The sequence below is a fragment of the Oceanicaulis sp. UBA6590 genome (assembly GCF_002433705.1).
Classification (GTDB): domain Bacteria; phylum Pseudomonadota; class Alphaproteobacteria; order Caulobacterales; family Maricaulaceae; genus Oceanicaulis.
This window is the reverse complement of sequence record NZ_DJIQ01000005.1, coordinates 1-8,299: the sequence shown is the minus strand read 5'-3', so window position 1 is coordinate 8,299 and position 8,299 is coordinate 1. Positions and strand designations below refer to the sequence as shown.

The following is an 8,299-nucleotide window of genomic DNA, read 5'->3' as shown; positions in this document are numbered from 1 at the left end:
TCTACCAACTGAGCTACCCGGGCGAGCGGGGCGATCTGCAAGGTTCGCCGCGCTGAGGACGCGGTTTATAGGCAAGCGCGCGGAGGCTGTCCATGCCCTCAAATCAGTCTTGTGCAGTCCGATTGCAATTTGTCCGGTCTGCCTTCGGACTTGCCCGGGTATACAGAGGCCTGCTAACCGCTTCTGCGTTATATTCTCAAAACCTCCCCAACCTCCGAGGACTGCAATGAACCCCAAAGTCTGCGTCAGCGCCCTGGCCCTTCTGGCCATGCTGGGTGAAGGCGGTCTGGCGTCCGCCCAGACCGTTCAGGATGATGTCATCACCATCACCGCAGGCCGCGCGCCCGGCGCGCAATCGGGAGACCGCCCCGTGGTCACGCTGGATGCAGAAGCGCTCAGGGCGAGCGGCCTCTCGGACCTTGGGGATGCGCTGGCCTTCAGCCCCGCCATTGTCGGCTCGGAATTCAATGACGATCCGGGCACCCAGAACGACACTTCGGGCACCTCGAGCGTCAATCTGCGGGGGCTGGGGCTGGGAGCGACCCTGGTGCTGGTGAACGGCGTGCGTCAGGCGCCCGCCTCGGTGGCGTCCGATGATGGCGCGAGCTTTGTCGACATGAACGCGCTTGTGCCCGACATCGCCATCAGCCGGGTGGAGATCCTCAAAGACGGCGCTTCTCCGCTGCATGGATCGGATGCGGTCGCCGGCGTTGTGAACGTGATCACGGACGATCTGTTCGAAGGGGTCGAGGTCGCGCTCGAGGCGCGCGGTCCTGACGGATTCGAGGGCGCCGGCTTCACGTCGATCCTGTCCGCCCGCGCGGGCGAGACCTTCGGCGCATGGAGCGTCATGGGAGCGGTCAGCTATCGCGACACCGACGGCGTGGAAGGGTTCGAGACCGACTTCATCCCCGGCACCGGCCTGTCGGCGCTGGGCCAGCCCGGCGCCTATTACATCCAGGCGCCAGGCGGCGGGTTCGAGGTGACGACGCCGTCCGGCGGCCCGCAGGTCATCATTGATCGCGATTGCGCGGCCGCTGGCGGCCAGCCGCTGGTGCTGGGCGCCGACACCGCCTTCGGCACGCCGGGTTATTGCCGGCTCGATTACGGCCAGTTCTTCTCCCTGATCCCGGATGAGACGCGGTTGAACGCCTATGGCGCGCTGACCGGCGATTTCGGCGATACGCGCCTGACCCTGCGCGCGGCCTGGGCCGATACGCAACTGACTCGCGGCAATTCCCCCTCCCTGCCCGCGCTCAGCTTTCCGACCATTCCGGTCGACAATCCGGGCAATTACTTCAATCGCGACGTGACCTGGAACGGACGCCCGCGCGGCGTATCCGCCGGGGCGGCGCGACGCAGCTTTGATCATGACACGTTGCGGCTCGAGGCCGGGCTGGCGCATGATTTTGACGCCTTCGGTCGCGACTGGACGGCGGAGGGCGTGCTGGCCTTTTCGCGCAACGAACTCGAAGCCACCATCACGGATCATATCGGCGACCGCCTCGACGCCGCGCTCAACGGGTTTGGCGGCGCGAACTGCCAGCCGGGCGCCAGCGCGGGCGATCAGAGCGCGGGGTGCTACTGGTTCAACCCGTTCGGCTCGGGCAGTCTCGTCACCGATCCCAATGACCCGCGTTACAATGATCCCGCCCTGCTAGCCTGGATGCTGGGCGAGGATGTGCGCACCTCGAGCTCGGAGCTGAGCAGCCTGGACGCCAGCCTGACGACGGCGCATCTGTTTGCCTTGCCTGCTGGCTCGGTTTCGCTGACCGTGGGTGCGCATCTGCGCAATGAGCGCCTCGACGTCGATCACGGCCAGACCTTCAATGATGACGCCTTCCTGTTCATCGTAGGCGGGCCGGACTATGCGGGCGAGCGCGATGTGGCGAGCCTTTATGCCGAGAGCGTCATTCCTCTGCACGCGCGTGCGCGCCTGACGCTGGCGGCCCGCCATGAGGATCTGGAAGACTTCTCCTCCACCGATCCCAAGGTCGGCCTCGCGGTGGATCTGACCGATGCGCTGACCCTGTCTGCGAACTGGGCGCAATCCTTCCGCGCGCCCTCACTGCATCAGCAGGTGAGCGCCACCACGACGCTGCAATCACTCACCATCGGCAATCAGAGCCTGTTCCGCCCGGTGCGTACGGTCGGCTCACAGGATCTCGAGCCGGAAACCTCTGACAGCTATTCGCTGGGGCTGAGCTGGCGTCAGGGCGCCTGGACCGCCCGCGTGGACGCCTGGCGACTGGATGTCGAGAATCTGATCATCGAGGAGAGCGCCAACGCCATCCTCGCCGCCGACTTCGCCGATGATGGCGTCTACAATGATCCGCGCGTCGAGCTGTCCCAGACCGGCGATGTGGTGCTGGTGCGCGCCAATTTCGTCAACGCCCCCAGCGTCGAGGCGCAGGGCGTGGACATCGCCTTCGGCCACGACAATATCGATCTGGGCCGGTTCGGCGTGATGACCGCCGGGCTCGAGACCGTCTATATCGATGAATTCACCCTCTACGATCCGGTGCTGAACACCGAGATCGACGCGGCGGGCAATCGCAACTTCACCAATTTTGCGCGCTCGCTGCCGCAATGGCGCACAAGCGTCCGCGCCGGCTGGATGAACGGGCCATGGAGCGTCAACGCCCAGGCGCGCTACATCTCGCCCTATGACGATGACGAGAACGCCGGCGCCGAGATCGACAGTTGGACCGCCTATGACCTTCAGGCGGGCTGGACGTCGAATGTGCGCGGCCACGCCCTCACGGCCAGCGTCGGCGCGCTCAACCTCTTCGATGAAGAGGCGCCGTTGGTGAACACGCCTCTGGGCTATGACACCAAGGTGCATGACGCCCGCGGCCGGGTGCTCTACGCGCGGATCAGCGTCCAGCGCTAAAGACAAAGCCCCGCAGCCTGGCTGCGGGGCTTTTTTCTAGCGCTCGTCCTCGCCGCCCTCGCCGCGCGCTTCTGGCGGCAGGGCTTCGGGCGGGACTGGCTCGCCCGGCACGGCATAGGCGCCCGAGAACCAGCGACCCAGATCGGCGTCCGCGCAGCGGGCCGAGCAGAACGGCCTGTATCTGGGATCGACAGGCTTCTTGCAGATCGGACAACCGGGCTTGGATTTGCTCATAGCGGACGCACCTCGAAGTCGCGCGCGCCCCGGGCTTCATCCAGCACCAGTTCAAAGCGATCTCCGAGACGCGATTTCATCGCCTTGGACCATCCGATGGGATCTTTTTCAAGCCAGGCGTGAACCTCGGCCCCCGCCAGCAGGGCAAGACGCCCGCCGCGCTTCGCCTTGCCTTCCGCTTCAAGACGACGCAAGGCCGCCAAAGCGCGGGTTTCCACGCTCTCAACGCCGAAACGCTCCCAGCAGATTTCATGCAGGGCGCGGCCCAGACGCTGGCGGGAGAGTTCGACGATGGCGAAGCGGCTGGCCGGCGCCACATCGATCTTGGCCGGATCGCGCTTGAACGCGCCTTTCAGGCTCTGATCAAGCTGGCTCTGGTCCTGCTTTTTCTTCAGCGGCAGGAAGTCGATGGCGACCACGCCGCCAATGCCGCGCAACCGGATCTGGCGCGCGGCCTCACGCGCTGCGGTCTTGTTGAGATCAAGCGCCATTTTCGGCGAGCCGCCCTGGGACTGACGCCCGGCGGAGTCCACATCGATCACCGTCATCGCGGTGACCGGCTCGATCACCAGACGTCCGCCGCCCGGCAGCGACACAACGGCTTCCAGCGCCTCGTCGAACAATTGATCAAGTTCGACCTCCGCCTCCTTGGGCGTACGAACCGGCGCCTCGTACATCATGGACAGGCGCTCGGCGATCGGCGGCGCAGCCACCACGATTTCGGGCGCCTCGCCAGGCTCCACGTCAAACAGCGCGAGCGTCGGCCCCTTTTCCTGGAATTGTTCGCGCGCAATCTGCACGCCAATGGCCGCGCCCTCATGCAAGCCGTCCGGACGCCCGGCCTTGCCGAAGGGCAGAAAGCCTGCAGGTCCGCGACCGATATCGCAGAACGCGCCATTGATCGCATGGTCGATCTTGGTCACCCGGGCGCGATAGACCTCGCCCCGCCAGGCGCGTTTTCCGCGTTCGGACCAGCGCTCCACATGCAGCTCGACGGCGCGGTCGCCATCGATGACAGCGGCGCGGGTTTCCCCCACATGCTCAGCAGCGACGATTCTCAAAACACATATCCCAATCCGACCAGAAGCTGCCGCGCTTCATAGACCGGCAGTCCCATGACGCCGGTATACGAACCGATCAGCTTGCTGATGTAAGAGCCGGCCCGGCCCTGAATGCCATAGCCGCCCGCCTTGCCGTTCCATTCACCGCTCTCAAGATAGGCGGTGATCTCGTCCTCGCTCAGACGCTTGAAGGCGACGCGAGTTTCAACCACACGGCTCGCCTCGCGCCCGTCCGGCGCACGCACCGCAACACCGGTATAGACCCGGTGATTGCGACCGCTCAGAATCCTCAGACAGGCGTCGGCGGTCTCGCGGTCTTCCGATTTGGGCAGGATGCGCCGACCCACGCCGACCACCGTATCGCTCGCCAGCACATAGCAGCCAGGATGATCGGCCGCGGCCAGCTTCTCGACCGCCAGACGCAGCGCCAGATCACGCGGCAATTCGCCGGGGCGCTCGGTCTCGTCGATATCGGTCGGGGCGACCAGATCAGGCGGCGCGCCGATCCCGGTCAACAGGTCCCGGCGGCGCGGAGACGCGCTCGCCAGCACAAAGGGCGCGCGCGCAGCGTTCGGCGTCACGCTCACCTTACTTGAAGCGATAGGTGATGCGCCCCTTGGTCAGGTCGTAAGGCGTCATCTCGACCAGGACCTTGTCGCCCGCCAGCACGCGGATGCGGTTCTTGCGCATCTTGCCCGCGGTGTGCGCGATGATTTCGTGATCATTTTCCAGTTTGACCTTGAAGGTCGCGTTGGGCAGCAGTTCCACGACTTCGCCGGGAAACTCCAGCAGTTCTTCCTTCGCCATGCAGCTCCTCTTGATCAATGGCGTAAATTCAGACGCATAGACGTCAAAACGCAAAAACCCCGTACGCTTCGCGCATGAAGACTCATGCCAGCGTCGGGTGGTGTCGGGCGCTATATAAGCGTGATCGCCGCAATCGTCGAGCGTGGTTGTAAGGACTAGTCCGGATTATACGCCGAAATGCGGGCTTTTATGGCGTCCCGCGCCGTCCGGTAGGCGTCCAGACGCGCCTCCCGGCTGCCTTCCGCCTCCGCCGGATCGGGAATCGCCCAGAGCTGGTATTCGGCATCCCGCGCTTCTGCGAAGGCGCTCGCGGACGGATCCGCATCCGCCGCAAGACACACCACCAGCTCGACCGGATCATCGGCGGTGTCGGCCAGATCGCGGCACTCGAAATTCGACAGGTCGATGCCGGTCTCGTTCATCACCGAGATCATGAAACCGTCCGGCCAGGGCGCGGGCTCGACCCCGCACGACCGCGCCAGACAGTCTGCGCCGAAGCGATGCTTCCAGAAGGCTTCCGCCATGGGCGACCGCACCGCATTGCGGCCGCAGACAAAGACGACGGAGGGCGCGGCCATGATCAGGCGCCCCGCCGGTGCAGCGCGCAGATCAGGGTGAACAGGCGTCGCGCCGTGTCGAAATCCACCTCGATCTTGCCGTGAAGCCGTTCGCGCAGCAGTTCCGAGCCTTCGTTATGGACCCCGCGCCGGCCCATATCGATCGCCTCGATCTGGCCCAGCGGCGCATTGCGCACCGCGGCGTAATAGCTTTCGCACATCAGGAAATAGTCCTTGATGATGCGGCGCAGCGGGCCCAGCGAGAACACGAACATGCGCACCGGTTCGCCGTTCTCGCGCTTGATGTCGAATACCAGGCGCTGGTCCTCGATGGCCAGACGCAGGGCGTAGGGGCCGGCCTCGGAATCAGCCGGGACGAAGGTGTTGGAATCCAGAAGATCAGCAATGGCCACGCGGCGCTCATGCTCCACGGCCTCATCGGCCTTGCCGATGGTCAGTTGGTCAAGCTCGACCGCGACCAGTCGCTGATCGGTCATAAGGAACTCCAGTCAACCCGGCTCCGGGTCATGCCTCGTCGTCTTCAGGATGGCTGGGTCGCGCCGCCGCCCGCCAGGGCTCGGACACGTCCGCAAACGCCATGTCGATGCATTCCACCTCAAGACGGAGCTCCCCGCCACCGGAAAAGGTGAAGCTGAGCACGCCGCCCGGCGCCTCGCCCGGCTCGAACGCCATCGTGAGCAGGCTGATCACCCCGTCCTCATGGCCCTGCTTGAGGCGTTTGGATTGCGCCTTCAGAACGGAGCCCACCTGCAGCGCGGCGCGCACGCGCTCGCCCTGCCCCCGGCTGGGGCCCTCCCAGCGGAACCGATTGAGCGCCAGGGTGAATTGTTGCGCCTTCGGTTCATACTGGAAATCGCCCAGCAGCCCCACGGCGTCCTGCAATGCAGCGGACAGAACCGCCAGATCCTCAGGCGATTGCGCCAGAAGGCGCATAGGCGTGTATCCGGCCATTCAGCCCTCCGCTTGTTCCGGAACGCGGCGAATATCGGCGCCACAGGCGGACAGCTTGTCCTCCAGGCGCTCAAAACCGCGATCAAGATGATAGATTCGGCTCACCCGGGTCTCACCTTCCGCGGCGAGACCGGCGATGACAAGGCTGACCGATGCGCGCAGGTCGGTCGCCATCACAGGCGCCCCCTTGAGCGCGCACGGACCGCGCACCACCGCCTCATTGCCGCGCACATCGATGCGCGCGCCCAGACGCGACAGCTCGGGCGCGTGCATGAAGCGGTTCTCGAAAATCGTCTCCCGGATCACCGACGCGCCGTCCGCCAGACTCATCAACGCCATGAATTGCGCCTGCAGATCGGTGGGAAAGCCCGGAAAGGGCGCCGTCTGCATATCGACCGCCTTGAGCGCGCCCTTGCGTTTCACGCGCACGCCACCCGCTTCCGCCTCGATCTCAACGCCGGCTTTTCTCAGGAGCGACCACAGGGCGCCGTTATGATCAAAGATCGCGTCTTTGAGCAGCACATCCCCGCCCGCAACCGCTGCGGCGGCCATCGCGTAGGTGCCGGTCTCGATCCGGTCCGGCACGACAGACCAGTCCGCGCCATGCAGCCGGTCGACGCCTTCAATGGTGATGGTGGCGGTCCCCGCCCCTTCCACCTTCGCGCCCATGGTGTTCAGGCAGCCGGCGAGGTCGGCGATCTCGGGCTCTCGGGCGCAATTCTCAAGCACGGTCTGCCCCTTGGCCAGAACCGCCGCCAGCATGGCGTGCTCGGTCGCGCCAACCGACACCATCGGGAAGGTGATGCGCGCGCCCTTGAGGCCGCCTTCCGGCGCCTTGGCGTTCACATAGCCTTCGGACAGCTCGATCTCCGCCCCCAGCGCTTCGAGCGCCTGAAGGTGCAGATCCACCGGCCGCGCGCCGATTGCGCAACCGCCCGGCAGCGAGACGCGGGCCTGGCCCACACGGGCGATCAGCGGGCCCAGCACGTTGAAGCTCGCGCGCATCTTGCGCACCAGGTCATAGGGCGCGAACGGCTCGCCCAGCCTGTCCGCCTGCATGAAGAGTTTGGCGCCTGCGCGCTCTTCCACAACGACGCCCAGACGCGCCAGCAAATGGCCCAGAAAGCGCGTATCGGCGAGGCGCGGCATGCGCGACAGCTCCAGCGGCCCGTCCGTCAGCAGGCAGGCGGCCATCAGTTTGAGCGCAGAATTCTTCGCGCCTGAAATCTCGATCTCGCCAACAAGCGGCGAGCCGCCGCGAATTAGAATGCTGTCCATACTGCCCTCATGGTCCTATTCAGCGCGCGCCGACGCCCAGCGCCCCACCCTTCAACGCCCACCTGTAAGGGCATTCGCACGATGACGAAATGAGGGCGTCACAGAGGCCATGATTTGTGGGTCTGTGCGCTCAGGCGCAAGACCGGCCCGGTCTCAGGGCTCATCCTTGCCGGCAGACGTCTCGTCCTTGCGCGCGGCGGCCTTGCGTCGACGCAGATTGGCGCGCAGCGCCTGCGCCAGGCGCTGTTCGCGGTCGGACTGGGGGCTCTGGCCCTTTGCGGGCTTGCGATCTTGCGTGCTCATGAGCGTTCAACTGCCTTATATCTGCAAAAGAGGTCAAGCCCGGTCTTGGCGCGAGCAGAATCAGGCGCTATAAGCCCGGCTCCGACGACGCGAGAGCATGCTTTCGCACACCGGACGCCGCTATAGCTCAGGGGTAGAGCGTTCCCTTGGTAAGGGAGAGGTCGAGTGTTCAATTCACTCTAGCGGCACCATTC

At 65.4% G+C, this 8,299-nt stretch carries 10 protein-coding genes and 1 tRNA gene; 2 read left to right on the top strand and 9 right to left on the bottom strand.

Going from position 1 to position 8,299, the window contains the following annotated elements; genetic code table 11:
* Positions 1 to 226: 226 nt before the first annotated feature.
* Complete coding sequence (locus tag B2Z70_RS01170; protein WP_292980092.1) at positions 227 to 2,893, top strand: TonB-dependent receptor domain-containing protein; 2,667 nt, start codon at positions 227 to 229, stop codon at positions 2,891 to 2,893.
* A 36-nt stretch (positions 2,894 to 2,929) separates the two neighbouring features.
* Here B2Z70_RS01170 and B2Z70_RS01165 read toward each other — a convergent pair whose 3' ends face one another.
* From B2Z70_RS01165 to B2Z70_RS01125, 9 genes are all read right to left on the bottom strand, one after another.
* Positions 2,930 to 3,127 carry a DNA gyrase inhibitor YacG gene (locus B2Z70_RS01165; protein WP_009800513.1) on the bottom strand — a complete coding sequence of 66 codons (198 nt, stop codon included), beginning with the start codon at positions 3,125 to 3,127 and terminating at the stop codon, positions 2,930 to 2,932.
* Positions 3,124 to 4,188, bottom strand: coding sequence for a ribonuclease E/G (locus tag B2Z70_RS01160; RefSeq protein WP_292980089.1), 1,065 nt, complete (start codon positions 4,186 to 4,188; stop codon positions 3,124 to 3,126). Before B2Z70_RS01160 ends, B2Z70_RS01165 begins: the two co-directional genes overlap by 4 nt.
* Positions 4,185 to 4,769 (bottom strand): Maf family protein, encoded by a 585-nt coding sequence (locus B2Z70_RS01155; protein WP_292980087.1) that lies wholly within the window; start codon positions 4,767 to 4,769, stop codon positions 4,185 to 4,187. Before B2Z70_RS01155 ends, B2Z70_RS01160 begins: the two co-directional genes overlap by 4 nt.
* A gap of 7 nt (positions 4,770 to 4,776) precedes the next feature.
* On the bottom strand, positions 4,777 to 4,995 hold the full coding sequence (gene infA, locus B2Z70_RS01150) for a translation initiation factor IF-1 (protein ID WP_009800516.1): 219 nt from the start codon (positions 4,993 to 4,995) through the stop codon (positions 4,777 to 4,779).
* 155 nt (positions 4,996 to 5,150) lie between these two features.
* A complete protein-coding gene (locus tag B2Z70_RS01145; RefSeq protein ID WP_009800517.1) occupies positions 5,151 to 5,573 on the bottom strand; it encodes an arsenate reductase/protein-tyrosine-phosphatase family protein in 423 nt (140 codons plus the stop codon).
* A 2-nt stretch (positions 5,574 to 5,575) separates the two neighbouring features.
* Positions 5,576 to 6,049 carry a UPF0262 family protein gene (locus B2Z70_RS01140; protein WP_292980080.1) on the bottom strand — a complete coding sequence of 158 codons (474 nt, stop codon included), beginning with the start codon at positions 6,047 to 6,049 and terminating at the stop codon, positions 5,576 to 5,578.
* Between the two features lie 28 nt (positions 6,050 to 6,077).
* Positions 6,078 to 6,524 (bottom strand): DUF2948 family protein, encoded by a 447-nt coding sequence (locus B2Z70_RS01135; RefSeq protein ID WP_009800519.1) that lies wholly within the window; start codon positions 6,522 to 6,524, stop codon positions 6,078 to 6,080.
* Positions 6,525 to 7,802 (bottom strand): UDP-N-acetylglucosamine 1-carboxyvinyltransferase, encoded by a 1,278-nt coding sequence (murA, locus tag B2Z70_RS01130; protein ID WP_292980077.1) that lies wholly within the window; start codon positions 7,800 to 7,802, stop codon positions 6,525 to 6,527.
* A 153-nt stretch (positions 7,803 to 7,955) separates the two neighbouring features.
* Entirely contained in the window at positions 7,956 to 8,105 is a 150-nt protein-coding gene (locus B2Z70_RS01125; protein ID WP_292980075.1) for a hypothetical protein, read from the bottom strand.
* Positions 8,106 to 8,221: 116 nt separating this feature from the next.
* Here B2Z70_RS01125 and B2Z70_RS01120 point away from each other — a divergent pair.
* Positions 8,222 to 8,296: transfer RNA gene (locus tag B2Z70_RS01120), tRNA-Thr, on the top strand.
* Positions 8,297 to 8,299: the final 3 nt, after the last annotated feature.